At 65.6% G+C, this 18592-nt stretch carries 19 protein-coding genes; 5 read left to right on the forward strand and 14 right to left on the reverse strand.

The window, feature by feature from the left end:
* Positions 1-101: 101 nt before the first annotated feature.
* Complete coding sequence (locus tag BCCGELA001_RS34125) at positions 102-1199, reverse strand: quinone-dependent dihydroorotate dehydrogenase (RefSeq protein WP_008541128.1); 1098 nt, start codon at positions 1197-1199, stop codon at positions 102-104.
* Positions 1196-1540 carry a DUF952 domain-containing protein gene (locus BCCGELA001_RS34130; protein WP_008541127.1) on the reverse strand — a complete coding sequence of 115 codons (345 nt, stop codon included), beginning with the start codon at positions 1538-1540 and terminating at the stop codon, positions 1196-1198. Before BCCGELA001_RS34130 ends, BCCGELA001_RS34125 begins: the two co-directional genes overlap by 4 nt.
* Before the next feature lie 192 nt (positions 1541-1732).
* Between BCCGELA001_RS34130 and BCCGELA001_RS34135 the strand changes: the two genes are divergently transcribed.
* The gene (locus BCCGELA001_RS34135; protein WP_083543485.1) at positions 1733-2386 is read left to right on the forward strand and encodes a S24 family peptidase; all 654 of its coding nucleotides are present in this window, start codon (positions 1733-1735) and stop codon (positions 2384-2386) included.
* Positions 2387-2491: 105 nt separating this feature from the next.
* Here the strand turns inward: BCCGELA001_RS34135 and BCCGELA001_RS34140 are convergent, their stop codons facing one another.
* From BCCGELA001_RS34140 to BCCGELA001_RS34160, 5 genes are all read right to left on the reverse strand, one after another.
* On the reverse strand, positions 2492-4135 hold the full coding sequence (locus tag BCCGELA001_RS34140; RefSeq protein ID WP_060737296.1) for a lysine--tRNA ligase: 1644 nt from the start codon (positions 4133-4135) through the stop codon (positions 2492-2494).
* Positions 4136-4316: 181 nt separating this feature from the next.
* Positions 4317-5252: a transporter substrate-binding domain-containing protein gene (locus BCCGELA001_RS34145; protein WP_060737297.1), complete on the reverse strand. Its 936-nt coding sequence runs from the start codon at positions 5250-5252 to the stop codon at positions 4317-4319.
* A gap of 213 nt (positions 5253-5465) precedes the next feature.
* On the reverse strand, positions 5466-6056 hold the full coding sequence (locus BCCGELA001_RS34150; RefSeq protein WP_060737298.1) for an SCO family protein: 591 nt from the start codon (positions 6054-6056) through the stop codon (positions 5466-5468).
* A gap of 24 nt (positions 6057-6080) precedes the next feature.
* On the reverse strand, positions 6081-6275 hold the full coding sequence (locus BCCGELA001_RS34155; RefSeq protein ID WP_060738006.1) for a hypothetical protein: 195 nt from the start codon (positions 6273-6275) through the stop codon (positions 6081-6083).
* A gap of 259 nt (positions 6276-6534) precedes the next feature.
* Positions 6535-7002 (reverse strand): hypothetical protein, encoded by a 468-nt coding sequence (locus BCCGELA001_RS34160; protein WP_008565457.1) that lies wholly within the window; start codon positions 7000-7002, stop codon positions 6535-6537.
* A gap of 265 nt (positions 7003-7267) precedes the next feature.
* On the opposite strand from BCCGELA001_RS34160, the gene BCCGELA001_RS34165 reads away from it, so the two are divergent.
* From BCCGELA001_RS34165 to BCCGELA001_RS34180, 4 genes are all read left to right on the forward strand, one after another.
* Positions 7268-8926 (forward strand): FAD-binding dehydrogenase, encoded by a 1659-nt coding sequence (locus BCCGELA001_RS34165; protein WP_060737299.1) that lies wholly within the window; start codon positions 7268-7270, stop codon positions 8924-8926.
* A 3-nt stretch (positions 8927-8929) separates the two neighbouring features.
* Positions 8930-9847, forward strand: coding sequence for an alpha/beta hydrolase family esterase (locus BCCGELA001_RS34170; RefSeq protein ID WP_144441632.1), 918 nt, complete (start codon positions 8930-8932; stop codon positions 9845-9847).
* 100 nt (positions 9848-9947) lie between these two features.
* Positions 9948-10298, forward strand: coding sequence for a RidA family protein (locus tag BCCGELA001_RS34175; protein ID WP_027575148.1), 351 nt, complete (start codon positions 9948-9950; stop codon positions 10296-10298).
* Between the two features lie 149 nt (positions 10299-10447).
* Positions 10448-10813, forward strand: a complete 366-nt coding sequence (locus tag BCCGELA001_RS34180) for a nuclear transport factor 2 family protein (protein WP_060737301.1) — start codon at positions 10448-10450, stop codon at positions 10811-10813.
* A 190-nt stretch (positions 10814-11003) separates the two neighbouring features.
* On the opposite strand, the gene BCCGELA001_RS34185 is transcribed toward BCCGELA001_RS34180, so the two are convergent.
* From BCCGELA001_RS34185 to xylB, 7 genes are all read right to left on the reverse strand, one after another.
* Entirely contained in the window at positions 11004-11852 is an 849-nt protein-coding gene (locus BCCGELA001_RS34185) for an amidohydrolase family protein (protein ID WP_060738007.1), read from the reverse strand.
* Between the two features lie 2 nt (positions 11853-11854).
* On the reverse strand, positions 11855-12832 hold the full coding sequence (locus tag BCCGELA001_RS34190) for an aldo/keto reductase (RefSeq protein WP_008541088.1): 978 nt from the start codon (positions 12830-12832) through the stop codon (positions 11855-11857).
* Positions 12833-12927: 95 nt separating this feature from the next.
* Complete coding sequence (locus BCCGELA001_RS34195) at positions 12928-13860, reverse strand: sugar-binding protein (RefSeq protein ID WP_060737302.1); 933 nt, start codon at positions 13858-13860, stop codon at positions 12928-12930.
* A gap of 96 nt (positions 13861-13956) precedes the next feature.
* Positions 13957-15039: an ABC transporter permease gene (locus BCCGELA001_RS34200; RefSeq protein WP_008541079.1), complete on the reverse strand. Its 1083-nt coding sequence runs from the start codon at positions 15037-15039 to the stop codon at positions 13957-13959.
* Entirely contained in the window at positions 15039-15797 is a 759-nt protein-coding gene (locus tag BCCGELA001_RS34205) for an ATP-binding cassette domain-containing protein (RefSeq protein ID WP_060737303.1), read from the reverse strand. The genes BCCGELA001_RS34200 and BCCGELA001_RS34205 overlap by 1 nt, the downstream gene beginning before the upstream one ends.
* 12 nt (positions 15798-15809) lie before the next feature.
* Positions 15810-17132: a xylose isomerase gene (gene xylA, locus BCCGELA001_RS34210; RefSeq protein WP_008541070.1), complete on the reverse strand. Its 1323-nt coding sequence runs from the start codon at positions 17130-17132 to the stop codon at positions 15810-15812.
* Positions 17133-18587, reverse strand: coding sequence for a xylulokinase (gene xylB / locus BCCGELA001_RS34215; RefSeq protein ID WP_008541069.1), 1455 nt, complete (start codon positions 18585-18587; stop codon positions 17133-17135).
* Between the last annotated feature and the right edge of the window lie 5 nt (positions 18588-18592).

Genomic DNA, 18592 nt, shown 5'->3' on the forward strand with positions numbered 1-18592 from the left:
CGCAGAGCCGGGATCCAGTTTGCGGCGAGCATGCGCCCCGGCACTGCAGCGCACCACGCCGAAGGTGGCGCGCTGCGCTGCGTCCGGGGCAGGAGACCGTCTTACATCCCCGGCCAGTCTTCCGCCGTCAGCGTCGCGGCGTCGGCGCCGACGATCTCGGAGAGCGAATCCCGTCCCGTGCGCAGCAGCGTCGAGGCGAGGTCGCGCTTGATCTCGTCGACGAGGCCGAGGCCCTTGTAGACCAGCGACGAATAGAGCTGGATCAGGCTGGCACCGGCGCGGATCTTGGTCAGCGCGGCGCCGCCTGAATCGACACCGCCAACGCCGATCAGCGGGAATGCGCCTTCGACGCGCACATAGGTCTCCGCGACCATGCGCGTCGACAGGCGGAACAGCGGCCTGCCGGACAGGCCGCCCTGCTCCTTGGCCCGCGTCGTCTCGCGCAACGTGCTGTTCCGCGCGATGGTCGTGTTCGACACGATCATGCCGTCGACCCGGCGCGATCGCGCGACCTGCACGACGTCGTCGAGCTGGGCGAGGCTGAGGTCGGGCGCGATCTTGAGCAGCACCGGCGTGTCGCCGGCCTTCTGCCTGACACGCTCGCGGGCGTCGATCACGCGTGCGAGGAGATCGTCGAGCAGCGCGCCTTCCTGCAGATTGCGCAGGCCCGGCGTGTTCGGCGAGGAGACGTTGACGGTGAAATAGCTCGCAACCGGCGCAAAGGTCTCGATCAGCTTGACGTAATCGGCGACGCGATCGGGCGAATCCTTGTTGGCGCCGACATTGACGCCGACGATGCCGCCATGCTGCGCGCGCGCAGCGAGCCGGCGCAACGCGACCTCGGCGCCGTCATTGTTGAAGCCCATGCGGTTGATCACGGCCTCGTCGCGCTCGAGCCGGAACAGCCGCGGCCGCGGATTGCCGGCTTGCGGCTTCGGCGTGACCGAGCCGATCTCGACGAAGCCGAAGCCGAGCCGCAGCAGCGCATCCGGCACCTCGGCGCTCTTGTCGAAGCCCGCGGCCATGCCGATGGGATTGGGAAAGTTGAGCCCGAAGGCGCGCACCGCGAGCTTGAGATCGTCCGCACGCGGCTTGACCGGCGGCAGAAAGCGCAGCCCCTGGATCGCGAGACGGTGCGCATCCTCCGGATCGAGCCAGCGCAGCACCGGCAGTGAAAAGGCGTCGAAAGCACGGATCACGGGGCAAGCTCCGGAACGTCGTGGCTGCCGTCGGAACGCATGTTGAGATTCATCACCGAGAGCACGGCGCCGAGATCGAGCTCGCCATAGAGATGCGGAAACAGCTCGTCGTTGCGCGAGCGCTCCCAGCGCAGCTCGCTGCCGAGCGCATCGCCCTCGACCTCGACCAGGAACAGCGCGCGCTGTCCGGAATAGTGCTTGCGCAAGGTCTCGGGAACCTGGGCGGCGGTCGAGAAATGGATGAAACCGTCGCGCGCATCATCCGCGCTGCCGCGGTAGACACCCTGCCGTTCCGCCTCGCGCCAGGCCGAGGCCGGACAGATTTTGTAGATCTTGACCACCGCTTCCGCAGCCCTGTTTGCTCTTTGAGTCTTTTGGGTTTTTTCGTCTCGTGCGGGTCTCGAAAAGCCCTGGCGCGACCGTAAAGGCGGCCCCTGCCGAACTCAAGAGTTAGCCACCGCCTCTTGCGCGAAAAACGGAAAACCGGTTGATTTGAGGACAGTTTTCCTGAGTTGCGACGGGCTGGACCTTCCATGGTCAAACAGGCCAATGCGCCGAGGATGCTGACCCACGACCAGATCTGGATCGCGCTGGATCGGCTGGCGGCGCGCGCCGGTCTGTCGCCATCGGGCCTTGCCAAGCGCGCCGGGCTCGATCCCACCACCTTCAACCGGTCGAAGCGCGTCACCGCCGACGGCCGCGAGCGCTGGCCCTCGACCGAATCGATCGCGAAGGCGCTGGCCGCGGCCGATTGCTCGATCGACAGCTTTGCGCGGCTGATCGACGACGACGCCGTCGACGGCCGCTCGATACCGCTGCTCGGCTTCGCGCTGGCCGCCACCAGTGGCGCTTTCGACGAAGCCGGCCATCCATCCGGCAAGGGCTGGAGCGAGATCACGCTGCCGAGCGCCGAGGACGGCCACGCTTTCGCGCTAGAGATTTCCGGCGATGCGCTGCTGCCGGCCTATCGCCACGGTGACATCATCCTGGTCTCGCCCGATGCACCGATCCGCAAGGGCGATCGCGTGGTGGTGAGGACGAGGACGGACGAGATGACGATCGCGACGCTGAAGCGTCGCACGGCCAAGGCGCTGGACGTGCAGCCGCTCGATGCGTCGCAGGCGGCACGGACCATCGCGGCGGCTGACGTCGCGTGGGTGGCGCGGATCGTGTGGGCGAGCCAGTGAGAGAGTTTCGCCTGAATGAAGCTCCGTAGCCCGGATGAGCGAAGCGATATCCGGGACCTTCGCCGAGGCGCCCCGGATGTCGCTGCGCTCATCCGGGCTACAATTTTACGCTGAGCGCGCCAGCGCGCCGTCGATCATGTTGACCGCGTTCTGGATGCCGTACACGGCGACGAAGGAGCCGAAGCGCGGGCCCTTCTCCTGGCCGAGCAGCACCTGATAGAGCATGTTGAACCAGTCGAGCGTGACGCCGGGTCGGCCGTCCTTGCCCTTCTTGACCTGGTCGAGGAACGGCTCGCGACGGCCGATCTCGTAGACGACGTTCTGGATGTCCTCGGCCGAGGCGTCCTGAGGCAGCTGCGACAGCGCTTCGCGCAGATCCTGCAGCGCTGCGCGCTCGGTGTCCGTGGGCACGCGGAACTGCTTGGTCGGCGCGACGAAATCGCGATAATAGTTGATGGCATAGCCGACCATCGCATCGAGCTTTGGATGCGTCTGGGGGCTGACGCCCGGACGGTAGCGGCCGATGAAGCCCCACAGCGTTTCGGCATTCTCCGCGTTCGACGACGACACCAGCGTGAGCAGGAGCTGGAACGTCACCGGCATGTCGCCCTGCGGCGGCTTGCCGTTGTGGATGTGCCACACCGGATTGCCGAGCTGCTGCTTGCCGTCCTGCTTGGCAAAGCCGTCGATGAATTGCTGGTAGTCGTCGACGTTGCGCGGGATCACGTCGAAGTAAAGCCGCTTCGCCGCCTTCGGCTCGCGATACATGAACAGCGACAGCGATTCCGGCGAGGCGTAGCGCAGCCATTCGTCGATGGTGAGGCCGTTGCCCTTCGACTTCGAGATCTTCTGGCCCTTTTCGTCGAGGAAGAGCTCGTAGTTGAAGCCTTCCGGCGGCGTGGCGCCGAGCGCCCGCGCGATCGCGCCGGACAGCTTCACCGAATCGATCAGGTCCTTGCCGGCCATCTCGTAGTCGACGCCAAGCGCGACCCAGCGCATCGCCCAATCGGCCTTCCACTGGCACTTGACGTTGCCGCCAGTGACTGGCGTCTCGACCTCCTGGTTGGTATCGGGATCGAGATAGGTCACCGTGCCGGCCGCGACGTCGCGGCGGATCATCGGGACCTGCAGCACGACTCCGGTCGTCTTGCTGATCGGGAGGAACGGCGAATAAGTGGCGCGGCGATCGGGGCCGAGCGTCGGCAGGATGATCGCCATGATCTTGTCGTAGGCGGCTAGCATCTTGAGCAGCGTCGCGTCGAACCGGCCGGACGTATAATAGTCGGTCGAGCTCGCGAACTCGTAGTCGAAGCCGAAATGATCCAGAAACGCGCGCAAGCGCGCGTTATTATGTGCGCCGAACGAGGGATACTCGTTGGAGAACGGATCCGGCACCCGCGTCAGCGGCTTGCCGAGATGCGCGGCCAGCATCTCCTTGTTGGGGACGTTGTCGGGCACCTTGCGAAACCCGTCCATGTCGTCCGAGAACGCGAGCAGTCGCGTCTTGATCTTGTCCTCGGTCAGCACGCGGAAGGCGTGGCGCACCATCGAGGTGCGCGCGACCTCGCCGAACGTGCCGATATGCGGCAGGCCGGAGGGACCGTAGCCGGTCTCGAACAGCACCTCGTCCTTCGGGCTTTTCTTCAGCCGCGCGACAATGGCCTTCGCCTGTTCGAACGGCCAGGCGTTGGATTGTTCGGCGAGCGCACGCAAATCGCTCGGGCTCATGCTGGGATCGATAACGGACATCAAGAAGGGCCTCCGGGCCGCGGAAAATAGCGATTTCCGGGCAGAATGCAATTTTGTGCGAAGCACGGCCTCCCTCGTCATTGCGAGCGAAGCGAAGCAATCCAGACTGTCTCCACGGAAACAGTCTGGATTGCTTCGTCGCTACGCTCCTCGCAATGACGGCGGAGGGAGCAGCGACGAACTAAAACGGGCTCACCGAGAAATAGCGCAGCCACAGATCGGTGTAGCGGCCTTTTTCCCAGACGCGGAACAGCGCCCAGTTCAGGGCCTGGCGCAGCACGTCGTTGCCTTTGCGCACGGCGATGCCGACGCCCTCGCCGAAGAAGCGGCTCTCGACGAAAGGGCCGCCGGAGAAGGCACAGCAATCTCCGGAATCGGTCCCGTTGGTCCAGAACGCCAGCGAGATGGCGTCGCCGAAGATGAAATCGACCTCGCCCTTCCGCAGGGCCGTGCGTAGCGCATCGTCATTGGGAAAAGCGTGCAGCTCGGCGTCGGTGAACATCGCCTTGAGATAGGCCTCATGCGCCGAGCCCGCGATGACGCCGACCTTCTTGCCCTCGAGATATTCGGGGCGGATCTCCGGCATCACCGCATCCTTGCGCGAGACGAAGCGCGCCGGCACCCGGTAATAGGGATCGGTGAAGTCGACGCGGGCGCGCAGCTGCGGGCTCACCGCCATCGAGGCGATGATGGCATCGCCGCGGTTGGAGGTGAGCGCATCGACCAGCGTCTCGAAGCGGCGCATCTGCACCGTGCAGCTCACCTTGATCTCGTCGCACAGGCTGCGTGCGAGATCGACATTGAAGCCGGCCGGATTGCCGTCCGCGCCGGTGAAGTTGAACGGCGGGTAGTCGGTCTCGGTCAGGAAACGGATCACAGTGATGCGCGACAGGTCCGGCCGCTCCGGCCGGCGCCGCGGGTCCCAGAAGCCCGGCACGGCCTGCGGGGCGGCCTGGGGTGTGACCTGAGGCGAAGCCTGCGGCGCGGCCGGCGGTCGCTTGGCTGGGGCCTGGGCATGCGCGGCTGGCAGGCCGGCAAGCAGACAGGCAGCGGCGGCCAGTCCGAGCAGCAGGCCACGGACAGATTTGGACGATTTCGCCTGTTGCGATGGAGCCATCGGCCGGAAATGAACTGATATCGTTGGGATCGGAGGGCCTTATAGACCATCCCGCCGGGAACGCGAGCGGGGAATGTGGATGGGAAAGGTCCCTCCGCCGTCATGCCCGGGCTTGTCCCGGGCATCCACGAACTCTCCTACCCGCTCAAGAACGTGGATGGCCGGGACATGCCCGGCCATGACGATGTGGGAAGCACGGTGCCTAAATCAGGCTCAGATATACTTCTTCAGATCCGCCGCCGCCTCTTCCGGCGTGCGCTTCAGGTTGAATGGCGAGACGAACCTGCCCTCGCGGTCCATCAGATAGATCAGCGCGGTGTGGTCCATGGTGTAGTCGCCGTCCTTGGCCGGGACCTTCTTGGCGTAGACCCGGTAGGAGGTGATCACCTTGGCGATCTCGGCGGGATCGCCGGACAGGCCCTGAAGATGCGGGTCGAAGCTCGACAGATAGTCCTTCATCGCCGCCTGCGTGTCGCGCTCGGGATCGACCGAGATGAAGACGGCATTGACCTTGTCGGCATCCTTGCCCAGCACGCGCAGCACTTCCGAGATCTCGAACAGCGAGGTCGGGCAGACGTCGGGACAATGGGTGTAGCCGAAGAAGATCAGGGTCGGCTTGCCCTTCAGGTTCTTGTCGGTGACGGCCTTGCCGTTCTGGTCGGTGAGCTGGAAGGGACCGCCGATCGCGGCCGGCTGCGCCACCTTGCTCACCCCGCCCATGGCCCAGAACATGATCAGGAGCCCAACGATGAGGCTTGCGGCGAAGGCGGTCGCGATCACCAGCGGACGGGCCATGGAACTCATTGGCGGAACACTTCCTCTCGGGGATCAGAAGCAGGCGGCGAAGCCGGTCCTGATGATTTCGAAGAACACCTGGGTGCCGTAATGGAACCAGAGCGCGAGGGCGCCGACCACGACGAGCGCGCCAAGAGCTGCGCCCGCCCACAGCAGCACGGACGGCAGTCGGCCGGCAGTGGGCGAATTGTCCTGTAGCGGATGGGCGGAGTGCACTGGTTGAGCCATGGCAAGGATCGGGGCGAAGGGTTCCCTGCCTTTCAAATAGGCGCTGGGGCGGGACCGGGCAAGCGCGGCGGAGGTGGAGGGGATCACGTGGTGCGGAGGCGCGCGGCGGTCCTCATACCGGGCTTGTCCGTCTGCGCGGCCGAAGGAGGCGAAGGCCCGGGCATCCACGCACTTCGTGCCGCCCAGGTCCAAAAACGTGGATGGCCGGGACAAGCCCGGCCATGACGATACGAAAGCGGCAGATGGGCGCGTACGCAGCTTACCGCGACGGCCTGTTGGTCGAAGCTTGCGCGTCCAGGTAGCAAGGCTTGTACATGGCCTGCAGCTGCTTGCCTCTCAGGAAGAGCATGTTCGGCGTGAGGCCGCCGCGCTGCGCGATCCAGCGCTTCACCTGCGAGGGATACATCGCGTAGAGCATCTGGGTGGCCTCGGGATTGGTGACGGCGCGGCCGTTGCTGCCGAAATCCCATGCGGCGTGGAAGCCGAGCGTTGCGTGCGAGGTCACGCAGATCCGGTCGCGCGGGATGGCGCCCAGGACGATGGTGCAGGCCGAGGCACAGAGACCGTCGATGATGACGGTTTCGCCGGATTGCCTGAGATCCTGATATTTGTCGACGTAGGTTCCGATCCTGCCGCCGCGGTCATCCGCAATTCGAACCACCGCGTGAGAAGCCCCCATGCTCGCGACCAGCAAAACCGCCGCAAGCAACCCCGTCAGAACCTTCATTGTCCCCCGCCCCAGTCGTCTTCGAATCTGCGTGTCAGGTGGTGATGCGCGGCTAGCGTCTGTCGACTTCAAGGTTTTGTCTAGGCGCGCCGGCTTCCTCAAAACAAATTCAAATCCAGTGTTGCGCCCGCGCTGCACTCGGCTGATCTCTATCCCGAAGTGGAACAAGTTAACGATGTCTTGCGCGTCACGCCCTTGATCTCAGTTGCAACCGCTGGCTTCAATCCGGGCAACTACAGGGAGGAACCTGTGGAGGGGGAGATCCATGGCGGAAGAGACTGACGTCATCGTCGTCGGCGCGGGGCTGTCGGGCCTGGTGGCCGCAACCGAGATCGCCGACGCGGGCAAGCGCGTGATCGTGGTCGACCAGGAAGGCGAGCAGTCGCTCGGCGGCCAGGCGTTCTGGTCGTTCGGCGGGTTGTTCCTGGTCGATTCGCCGGAGCAGCGCCGGCTCGGCATCAAGGACTCCTACGAGCTCGCGCTCCAGGACTGGATCGGCACCGCCGGCTTCGACCGCGACGAGGATTTCTGGCCGCGGCAATGGGCCGAGGCCTATGTGGCGTTCGCGGCCGGCGAGAAGCGCGGCTGGTTGCGCGCGATGGGCCATCGCATCTTTCCCGTGGTGGGCTGGGCCGAGCGCGGCGGCTATGACGCCATGGGCCACGGCAATTCGGTACCGCGCTTCCACGTCACCTGGGGCACCGGGCCCGGCATCGTCGAGCCGTTCGCGCGCCGCGCCCGCGAAGCCGCCCGAAGCGGCCGTCTCACCTTCAAGTTCCGCCACCGCGTCGATGCGCTCTCCATCACCAATGGCACGGTCGATGGTGTCAGCGGCGCCATTCTCGCCCCCGACAATGTCGAGCGCGGCAAGAGCTCGTCGCGCAATGTGGTCGGCGAGTTCGCGCTGAAGGCGCAGGCGGTGATCGTCGCCTCCGGCGGCATCGGCGGCAATCATGAGCTGGTGCGGCAGAACTGGCCGAAGCGGCTCGGTGATCCCCCGAAATTCATGATCTCGGGCGTGCCCGAGCATGTCGACGGCCGCATGATCGGCATCACGGAGAAGGCGGGCGCACGGCTGATCAACCGCGACCGCATGTGGCATTACGTCGAGGGCATCCAGAACTGGTCGCCAATCTGGCCGCGTCACGGCATCCGCATCCTGCCCGGCCCGTCCTCGATGTGGTTCGACGCGACGGGCACGCGGCTGCCGGCGCCGCTATTCCCCGGCTCCGACACGCTCGGCCAGCTCAAATACATCATGTCGACCGGCTATGATCATTCCTGGTTCATCCTGACGCAAAGCATCATCAAGAAGGAGTTCGCGCTGTCGGGCTCGGAGCAGAACCCCGACCTCACCGGCAAGAGCTGGCGGATGACGCTGCGCCGTGCCACCAACAAGGGCGCGCCGGCGCCAGTCGAAGCGTTCAAAAGCCATGGTGTCGACTTCATCGTGCGCGACAAGCTCGATGAGCTCGTTGCGGCCATGAACCAACTCGCCGGCAGCGACTTGTTGAAGCTCGAGCACATCAGGATGCAGATCGAAGCGCGCGACCGCGAGATCGCTAACCCCTATGTCAAGGACGCGCAGGTGATGAACATCCACAATGCGCGCCGTTATATCGGCGACAAGCTGATCCGCACCGCCTCCCCGCACAAAATCCTCGATCCCGCGCACGGGCCGCTGATCGCGGTGAAGCTCAACATCCTCACCCGCAAGACGCTGGGCGGTTTCGAGACCGATCTCGACTCCCGCGTGTTCGGCGAGGAAGGCAGCGTCATTCCCGGCCTCTATGCCGTGGGCGAAGCTGCCGGCTTCGGCGGCGGCGGCGTGCACGGCTACCGCTCGCTGGAAGGCACCTTCCTTGGCGGCTGCCTGTTCTCGGGCCGTAATGCCGGCCGCGCGGCGGCGAAAGCCGTGGGCTAGATCATGCCGCGGTGGATGCAGATCGGGGCGCTGGTTGCGGCATTGACCGCCGCCTCCGCCGCATCCGCCGATACGATCGACGTCAGCGGCGTGAAGCGCTCCTACACCGCGCAGCTGCCGGCGAAGAAGCCGGCGCCGCTGGTGATCGTGCTGCATGGCAAGACCCAGCGTGGCGCCGACATGATCACGCGGACGGCGTGGCCGCAAATCGCCAAGCGCGAGGGTCTAGCCGTGGTCTTTCCGGACGGACTCAACAATGCCTGGGCGGACGCGCGGACGAAGGCAGGCCCAGCCCTGCGCGGACCACCGGCGGGCACCGACGACGTCGCCTTCATCGCTAAGCTCGTCGAGAAGCTGGTGGCCGACGGCACGGCGGATGCGAACCGCGTCTACGTCACGGGCATCTCTAACGGCGGCGCCATGGCGATGACGCTGGTTTGTGCGCGGGCCGATCTGTTTGCGGCAGCCGCGAGCGTAATCATGAACCTCAACGATGAAGCCGCCGTGACCTGCCATCCATCGCGGCCGCTGCCGATGCTGCTCATGAACGGCACGGCCGACCCGCTGGTGCCCTATGAGGGCGGGCGAGGATCGAGCTATTTTGCCGCAGAGGGATTTTGGTCGACGGACGAGACGCTGGCATTCTGGCGGAAGCTCAATGGCTGCGAGACGGACGAGGTGACCGAGACCGAGCTGCCCGACAGGAATCCCGCGGACCAATCCACGGTGACGCGGATCTCCTCACGCTGTCCGGCGGGACACGAGGTCGTGCTCTATCGCGTCAATGGCGGCGGCCACCGCATGCCGGGATTTGCGCCGGACGCGCGTTTTCCGAAAGTCGCGGCCAAGCTGCTCGGCCCGCAGAACGGCGACATCGACGGCGCCGAGACAATCTGGACATTCTTCGGCCAGTCTCATTGAGCGGGCAACGCATGCATGCCGGGCAACGCATGCGTGCCTGGGGTGGCACACGGCAGGTCGCTGGGCTAGACAGGGCCGCCCTTTCACCAGGAGATCCCCAATGAGCATTCAGCGTTTTGAAACCGGCCCGCGCATGAGCCAGGTCGTCGTGCACGGCAACACCGTCTATCTCGCCGGTGTCGTCGCCAACAAGGCCGCCGGCGAAAGCGTGACGAAGCAGACCCAGGACATCCTGGCGACCATCGACGGTCACCTCGCCAAGGCCGGCACCGACAAATCGAAGCTGCTCTCGGCCACGATCTACATCACCGACATGAAGACCTTCGGGGAGATGAACGCGGTGTGGGACGCCTGGGTCTCGCCCGGCAACACCCCGGCCCGCGCCACCGTCGAAGCCAAGCTGGCGGCGCCGCAATACACCGTCGAGATCATGGTGACCGCGGCGAAGTAAATCCGCAGACGATGCGAATGAAGCGCGATGAGGTCATCATCGCGCTTCATTTTTTTCGCGTATCGATGACCTCCGAGGTAATCGATATGTGCGCGTAGACCTTCGATAGTCACGGTCAGCCGGACACGGCTTCATCGAAGGAGACTGACATGACCAACCACACCGCCATCGCCCTTTGCTATATCGATCTCTGGAACGAGCGCACGACGAGTCGCCGCCGCGAGCTGCTGAGCGAAACCTGGACGGCAGATGCAAGCTATGTCGATCCGCTGATGAAGGGTGACGGCCGGGATGGCATCGACGCGCTGATCGCGGGCGTGCAGCAGCGCTTTCCCGATTTCACATTCAAGCTGATCGGCGAGCCCAACGGCTACGGCGACCATGTGCGATTCTCGTGGGGACTTGGTCCCGACGGCGTCGACAGCCCGATCAAGGGGACGGATTTCGCCGTGCTGAAGGATGGGCGGATCAGGAGCGTGACGGGGTTTTTGGATCAGGTGCCCGCGGGGGCGTGAGGGGCGCTGCTCGTTGCTGCGCCCTCTCCCCTTGTGGGAGAGGGCATCACCTCTCGTAGACACAAGCTCGGTAGGGTGAGGGGTATCTCTCCGCGCGCGAATTTTGAGAGGTGATATCGCGGAGAGAACCCCTCATCCGGCGCTGCGCGCCACCTTCTCCCACAAGGGGAGAAGGGAGCGCGTGCGCGGCTCAGCTCACTGCCAACCGATACGCCGCCTTCGCATTCGCGCCGAATGCCTTCTCTCGCACGCCCGGTCCAAGCCTTGCCAGACACGCCTCGAGCGCGCCCTTGATCTCGCCGTAGCTGCCCGCAAGCAGGCACACCGGCCAGTCGGAGCCAAAGATCAGGCGATCCTCGCCAAAGCATTTCGCGGCATGTTCGACGAACGGAAACAGACGCTCCGCATCCCAGTCGTTCCAAACCGCTTCCGTTGCGAGCCCTGAAATCTTGCACCAGACATTGCCGCAGGTGGCGAGCGCTGTGATGCGATCGGTCCATTCCTCGCTGCCGCCGTCGGCGATCGGCGGCTTGGCGGCGTGATCGAGCACGAAACGTGCTTGCGGAAAGGCCTGCGCGGTTGCGACGGCCGAGGGCAGCTCGCGGGTGCGAACCAGCAAGTCATAGGTGAGATCGCGGGCGAACACGGCGGTGAGGCCGCGCTGAACGTCCTCGCGCAGCAGCCAGTCGGGATCGGCCTCGTCATGGACCTGATGGCGGATGCCGACCAATTTGTCGCCGCCGGGTGAGGCGCGCAGCCGGTCCAGGGTTTCGCCAAGCGCAGCGTCGGTCAGATCAGCCCAGCCGACGACGCCGATCACCGACGGCGTCGCATCTGCGATCCGCAAGAATTCCTCGGTCTCCTCCAGCGCGGAGCGGCATTGCACTAGGATGCTGGCGTCGATGCCGTTGGCTTTCAACAAGGGCGCGAGATCGGCAGGACCAAAGGCGCGGCGGATCGGCGTGAGCTCATCCGCCTCCATCCAGGGATAGTCTGCGCGCGCCGGGTCCCAAAAGTGTTGATGGCCGTCGATGATCATGCTCACGCCCCGCCCGGCAGCGGCGCGCGGGCATCGACAAGATTTTTCGCGCGCAGTTCCCGCCAGAACGCCGGCGGCACCGCGCGCTCCGACATCGCCATGTTGTCGGCAACTTCCGCTTCATTGCGTGCGCCCATCACCGCGACCGTCACGGCCGGGTGAGTCATGCAGAACTGGAACGCGGCGGCCTTCAGCTCCGTGCCGTGCTCGCGGCAGAGCGCGTCGAGCTCGCGCGCCCGCGCGACAAGTGCCGCATCCGCGTCCTGATAGTTGAACTTGGCGCTGGTGTTTGGATTGGCCAGAATGCCGCTGTTGTAGATGCCACCGAGCAGGATGCCGATGCCTTTCGCCGTGCAGAGAGGAAACAGCGCATCCAGCGCGCCCTGATCGAGCAGCGTGTAGCGGCCGGCCAGTAGGAAGCAATCAACCGGTACGGCCTCGGCAAAACGAACTGGCATCTCCGACTGGTTCATGCCGGCACCGATCGCCTTGACCGTGCCCTCGCTGCGCAGCCGCTGCAGCGCGCGGAACGCACCGTTGACGGCGTCGTCGAAGTGGTCGTCGGGATCATGCACGAGCAGAACGTCGACGCGGTCGAGCCCGAGCCTTGCGAGGCTCTCTTCGACCGAGCGCATCACGCCGTCATGGCTGAAATCGAACACCGGCCGCTCGCGCGGCGTTCCTTTGTAGTGCTCGTCCTCGGCAGCTGCGCCCTCGGGCGCGCGCAACAGGCGCCCGACCTTGGTCGAGATGACGTAGGAGTCGCGCGGCTGCTGGCGCAGGAAGGCGCCGAGCCGCCGCTCGGCGAGGCCAAAACCGTAAAGCGGCGCGGTGTCGAAGAAGCGGATTCCAGCCGACCATGCACGTTCCATCGTCGCTTGCGCGTCGGCATCGCTGACTGGGCTGAACAATCCGCCGAGCGGAGCGGAACCGAGGCCGATTGAGGTGACGTCGAGAGAGCCAAGCCGCGACCGTTTCATTCCCAGTGCCTTCCAAGAGTCTTCCGGATCATCTCCCCCGCTCGCGAAAACCGCAAGCGGGGGAGGCATGCAGGAGCGCGGGGCTGGCGGCGCTCCTACTTCAACATCTGCGCGACGTTGTCTTTGGTCACGAGATCGAGGCCGGTGTAGACGATCTCCGGCACCTTCTCGCCCTTCTTGATAGCGAGCAGCGTGTCCATCGCCTTCTCGCCCATTTCGAACGGACGTTGCCCGACCAGCGCATTGGCATAGCCGTCGCGCAGCAGCTCGAGCTGCATCTTCAGGGTATCGGCGACCACAAGCGTGAACTTGCCGGAATCGATGTCCTTCCTGTTCCGGGAGGCGAAGGCCTTGAAACCTTCGGGGGCGAACATCGGCCAGCCACCGATCGGAACGATGGCGGCAAGGTCGGGCGTGGCCGTGCGCATATCCGTCATCTGCTGCACCGCCAGCGCGGGATCGTCGTTGCAGAAGGTCGGCGAGCCCGCGACCTCGGTCCATTTCGAGCCCTTCAGCGCCTCGCGCACGCCATCGACGCGCTCGGCGAGGTTCTTGGCGCCCGGTCCGCCCGAGACCATCGCGTATTTGCCGCCGTCGGGCCGCATCTTCAGGAGCTGCTTTCCGAGCGCCGTGCCGAACTCCTTGTTGTTGGTGCCGATATAGGCAATGCGCTTGGAGCCCGGTGCATCGGCATCGAAGGTGATGACGGGAATGCCGGCGGCGGTCGCCGCCTCGATCGACTTGGTCATGGCCGCGACGTCGGCGACCGAGATGGCGAGGCCGTCGACCTTCTGGGTGACGAAGTCCTGGATGATCTGCGCCTGCGTCGCCGGCTCGTGCTCCACCGGCCCCTTGTAGATGCACTCGATATTGCCGAGCTCCTTGGCCCGCTTCAAGCAGCCGTCGCGCGCGAAGTCGAAGAACGGATTGTTCATCGCCTTGGGCACGATGACGAAGCGGTAATTCGCGGCGAACGCCGGCGTGGCCATCATCGCAACCGCGATGCCGGCAAGAAGAAGTTTCCTCATTGTCTCCTCCACTCTTGTCAGGCGCCTGCCCTGTCTAGAGGTGTCCGGGAAGCGGACAGGCGGCGTTTTATTTGCCGTCCCGGACCATTCGTCACGTCAGGTCATCCGCGAGCGGATGCGATCGACCAGCACGGCCAGGATGATGATCACGCCGACCAGCGTCTGCTGCCAGTAGGAGCTGACCTGCGCCAGCACGAGGCCGTTGCGGATCACCTCCAGCAACACGCAACCGACGATGGCCCCGAGCGGGCCGCCGATACCGCCGGCGAGGTTGGCGCCGCCGATCACGGCGGCCGCGATCACGTTGAGCTCGTAGGACGTCGCCATGTTGGCCGGGGCCGATCCGAGCCAGCCGGAGATGATGATGCCCTGCAAGCCTGCGGCGAGCGCGCAGATGACGTAGACCTCGATCTTGACGCGCACCACGGGAATGCCGGTGAGCTCGGCCGCCTTCTCGTTGCCGCCGAGCGCGAAGACGTGGCGGCCGAACGCGGTGTGGTGCAGCGCCAGGGCCATCGCCAGGGCGAGGATCACGAGATAGATGAAAGGCGCGGGCAGGCCGAACATGTTGCCCGAGGTCAGCGCATAGAAGTAATCGGCGTCCGGCCCGCCGGGAAAACTGCCGCGGCCGTTGGAGACGACATAGCCGAGCCCGCGCACGATCGAGAGCATGCCGAGCGTGGTGACGAAGGGCGACAGGCCGAGCACGGCGATGCAGAAGCCGTTGACGAGGCCGGCGATCAGCGCAACGCCGAGGCCGGCGAGAACAGAGACCAGCAGGATCAGCCCAGGCACGTTGGCAACAACAGTCTTGCCGTCCGCCGCCATGTGCACGAAAAGCGAGCCCGCGGGCGAGCCGGGCGCCGACAGCTCGGTCATCACCATGGAGGTGATCATGGCGGAGAAGCACATCATCGATCCCACCGAAAGATCGATACCGCCGGTGATGATCACGAAGGTGACGCCGAGCGTGGCGATGGCGATGAAGGAGAAATTCTTCGCCACGTTCTGCATGTTGCCTTCGGTGAAGAAGTACGGGCTGGCGAAATGCATGATCACCAGCAGCACGGCCAGCGCCAGCAGGACATAGCCGGTCTGGGAGGCGAAGATGCCGCGCTGCCACCATCTGATCCGGCCGACATTGGTGAAGCTTATCGGGGATTCCATGGGCATGGCCATCACGCCGCCTCCTTCGCGCCGGTGATGAGGGCGGTGATCTCCTCAGGCGAGGTCTGGTGGATCGGCTTGTCGGCGCGCTTCTCGCCGCGGCGCATGACGACGACGCGGTCGCACACGGCGAAGACGTCGGGCATACGGTGCGAGATCAGCATGACGGCGACGCCCTGCTCCTTCAGCCGGTGGATCAGGCCGAGCACCTGCTCGACCTGGCGCACCGATATCGCGGCGGTCGGCTCGTCCATCATCACCAGCCGCGCATTGGAGAGCCTGGTACGCGCGATCGCGACCGCCTGGCGCTGGCCGCCGGACATCTGCTTGACGAGATCGTCGGGCCGCGTCTCCGAGCGCAGCTCGCCGAACAGCGCCAGCGCGCGCGCCGCCATCGCCTTGTGGTCGAGCAAGGCGAGCGGACCAAACCTGCGCTTCAGCTCGCGCCCGAGGAAGACGTTGGCCGCGGCCGTCAGATTGTCCGCGAGTGCGAGGTCCTGGTAGACAACCTCGATGCCGACGGCGCGGGCGTCGACCGGACGGTTGAAATGGACGGCATTGCCGGCAAAGTGCATCTCGCCATGGCTCGGACGGAAATTACCGGCGATAATCTTGACCAGCGTCGACTTGCCGGCGCCGTTGTCGCCCATCAGGCCGACGACTTCCCCCGGGAAGACCTGCATGTCGACGTCGTGCAGCGCGCGGATCGCGCCGAACTCCTTGCCGATGCCGGAGAGCTCGAGGACCGGGGTCGCGTCAGCATGTGCCATCAGCGGACTTCCTCAGACGTAGCGGTTGACCAGGGATTCCAGATATTCCTGCCGGCCCGAGCGCGGCTGCGGATCGAAGCCGGGGCTGAGTGCACGGTCGGCAAGATCGGCGAGCGAACGCTGGCCGCCGAGAATGGCGCGGCCCTCGGGGCCTGCCCATCCCTCGTAGCGCTTGGCGAGCGGCGCGGTGAGTGCGCCGGCGTCGAGCATGTCGGCCGCGGCGAGGAAGGCACGCGCGCAGGCATCCATCGAACCGACATGGGCGTGAATGAGGTCGTCGGGATCGATCGACTGGCGGCGGATCTTGGCGTCGAAATTCAGCCCGCCCGAGGTGAAGCCACCGCGATTCAGGATCTCGTGAAATACGAGCGTCAGTTCCGGCACATTCATCGCGAACTGGTCAGTGTCCCAGCCGAGCAGATCGTCGCCGCGGTTGATGTCGAGCGAGCCGAACACGCCGAGCGCCTCCGCCAGCGCAACCTCGTGATGGAAGGAATGACCGGCCAGGATGGCATGGTTCTGCTCGATGTTGAGCTTGACGTCTTTTAGGAGATCATAGCGTTCGAGGAAGCCGTAGCAGGTGGCAACATCGAAATCATATTGGTGCTTGGTCGGCTCCTTTGGCTTCGGTTCGATCAGGATCGGGCCTTTGAAGCCTATTCTGTGCTTGTGCTCGACGACGAGGGAGACGAAGCGCCCGAGCTGGTCGAGCTCGCGCTTGAGATCGGTGTTGAGCAAGGTCTCGTAACCCTCGCGCCCGCCCCACAGCACATAGTTCTGGCCGCCGAGCCGATGCGTCACCTCCAGCGCGGCGCGGACCTGACCGGCGGCATAGGTGAAGATTTCGGGATCCGGATTGGTCGCTGCGCCCGCCATGTAGCGGCGATGGGTGAACAGATTGGCGGTGCCCCAGAGCAGGCGCACTCTTGCCGAGGCCATCTTCTGCTCGATCAGATCGGCGATGGCATTGAGATTGGCGACCGACTCGGCGAGCGATGCGCCTTCCGGCGCCGCGTCGACGTCGTGGAAGGTGAAGAAGGGCACGTCGAGCAGGCGGAACAGCTCGAAGGCGATATCGGCCTTGGCGCGCGCCTGCGCCATCGCATCAGTGCCGCCGTGCCAGGGCCGCAGGAACGTCTCCCCGCCGAAGGGATCACCGCCCGGCCAGCACAGGGAATGCCAATAGCAGACCGCAAAGCGCAGATGGTCCTCAAGCCGGCGGCCATGGATGAGGCGGTCCTTGTCGTACCAGCGGAAGGCGGGCGTGTTGTCCGCATCCTTGCCGGCAAAGGCGACGGGTGCGCTGGCCTCGAAGAATTTGGCTGACGCGTTCACTTAAGCTAGCTCCTTCAATGCAGGATAAAGCGCGCGCCAGCGACGATAGGCCTCGTCATAGGCTGCGGTGACGGACGGGCGAGGCGTGAAACTCGCGAACCGCCGCGGACGGGTGCAGACCTCCGCGGGATCCTCGCCTGTTGCGGCGAGCCGGCCGAGACGCGCGGCGCCGAGCGCCGCTCCGACCTTGCCATCCTCGACGCGGTGGACGGGGATGCCGAGCGCGTCGGCGCAGATTTGCGCCCACAATTGCGAGCGCGAGCCGCCGCCGACGAGATCGAGCTCAGTGATCGCCCCACCGGCCGCGCCCAGCGCCGCCAGATTGTCGCGCGCGGCAAAGGCGACGCCTTCGAGCACGGCCTGGACGATCTGGCTGCGCGAGGTCGCGCCGCGCAGGCCGACGAAGGCGCCGCTGGCGCCGGCATCGTTGTGCGGCGTGCGCTCGCCGTCGAGGTACGGCAAGAACGAGACGGGGCTCGGCCCGTCGACGCGCTTACCCAGTGGGACCAACAGCACTGCAGCCGGCGTCTCCATGAGGCCGGCCAGCCAAGTCAGAGACGCCGTCGCCGAGAGCATCACGCCCATCTGGTGCCAGAGGCCGGGCAGCGCGTGACAGAACGCATGCACAGTCGTTTCAGGCGCCGGCGCGAAGCGGTCGGTGGCGCGGAACACCACGCCCGACGTGCCCAGCGACAGGAAGGCATCGCCCGGTGAGATCGCGCCAAGCCCGATCGCGCTCGCGGCATTGTCGCCGGCGCCACCGGCGACCACGACGTCTTTTGTCATTCCCCAGCGCTGCGCATAGTCAGGCGCAAGCACCGCGCTCGCCGCGCTGCCCTCGACGAGGCGCGGCATATGGTGCAGATCGAGCCCGGTGGCGTGCAGCAGCAGGGCCGACCAACGGCGCAGGCCGACGTCCAACCACAGCGTGCCGGCTGCGTCGGACATATCCTCGACCATCTCGCCGGTGAGGCGATAGCGGACATAGGCTTTGGGCAGCAGCACCTTTGCGACACGCTCAAAGATCCTCGGCTCATGCCGCGCGACCCAGAGCAGCTTTGGCGCGGTGAAGCCGGCCATGGCCAGATTACCCGCGATCGCGTGCAGCGACGGGCAGCGCCGCTCCAGCGCGGCGCATTCGGCCTGCGAGCGGCCGTCGTTCCAGAGAATGGCCGGGCGCAGCGGCCGGCCATCCTCCCCGAGCAGCGTCGCACCATGCATCTGGCCCGACAGCCCGATGCCGCGGACCCGCGCGACCTCGTGCGGATGGCGGGCGGCGAGATTGTCGACCGCAGCGGTGGCGGCATCGACCCAGGAATCGGGATCCTGCTCGGACCACAGCGGCGCGGGATGCGACAGCGCAAGCTCGCGCGCGCTCCTCGCGATAGTCGCGCCGGCGTCGCTGACAAGCACTGCCTTCACACCGGACGTGCCGATGTCCAGTCCGAGATACATGCCAT

It is taken from the genome of Bradyrhizobium sp. CCGE-LA001, from assembly GCF_000296215.2.
Taxonomy (GTDB): Bacteria; Pseudomonadota; Alphaproteobacteria; order Rhizobiales; family Xanthobacteraceae; genus Bradyrhizobium.